Raw genomic sequence first — 655 nt, 5'->3', positions numbered from 1 at the left:
CGAGTCTATAGATAAGGATAAAAATAGAGTCGATAGCGAGGTTTATAAGAAGTTTAGTAAGCTAGCAATAGATTTGACTAAGCAAGAGTATGAAAAGGTTCTAAATGGATATAAGAGCATTTTAGATAAGCGAAATCAAGAGTAGGTGATATATTGGACTTTAATAATGAAACATACTTTCATATAAATTTTGATGACCCTTTTACAAGAGTACCTAACACAATACTTGATAATAAAAATCTTTCTTATTCAGCTATAGGGGTAGTTACTCAGATGCTAAGATTTCAAAGGTCAGGTAGTCATAAAGTTTATGCAAAATCATTAATAAGTTATAGAAAAGATAGTAAGACAAAAGTAAGCAATGCTTTAAAGGAGCTTATGCAAGAAGGTTTTGTCATTAGGACACAAATAAGGGATAAAAAAGGTCAAATGAAAGGTTATAGATATGATATTTTTGATACACCTCAAAGTGTAAATTCTGAAAACGTTGAAAATACTGAATCTCAACCGTGTGCCGATTTCCCGACTCCGGTAAAACCGGAAGCTGGTAAAACCGAGGTCGGTGAAACCGGAAGTCGGCAAAACCGGGGTCGGGAAATCGGCAACATAAAAGAAAATAGTATTAAAAAGAAAATAGATTTAAAAGAAAATGGTA

At 33.0% G+C, this 655-nt stretch carries 1 pseudogene; it reads left to right on the top strand.

What is annotated here, in order from left to right:
• Positions 1 to 153: 153 nt before the first annotated feature.
• Positions 154 to 655 (top strand): annotated as a pseudogene (locus Q3304_RS20845) (replication protein); the annotation flags it as partial.

The sequence above is a fragment of the Clostridioides sp. GD02377 genome, assembly GCF_045899875.1.
GTDB lineage: Bacteria > Bacillota > Clostridia > Peptostreptococcales > Peptostreptococcaceae > Clostridioides > Clostridioides difficile_A.
The sequence above is the reverse complement of the archived record's forward strand: the minus strand, read 5'-3'. Positions and strand labels throughout refer to the sequence as shown.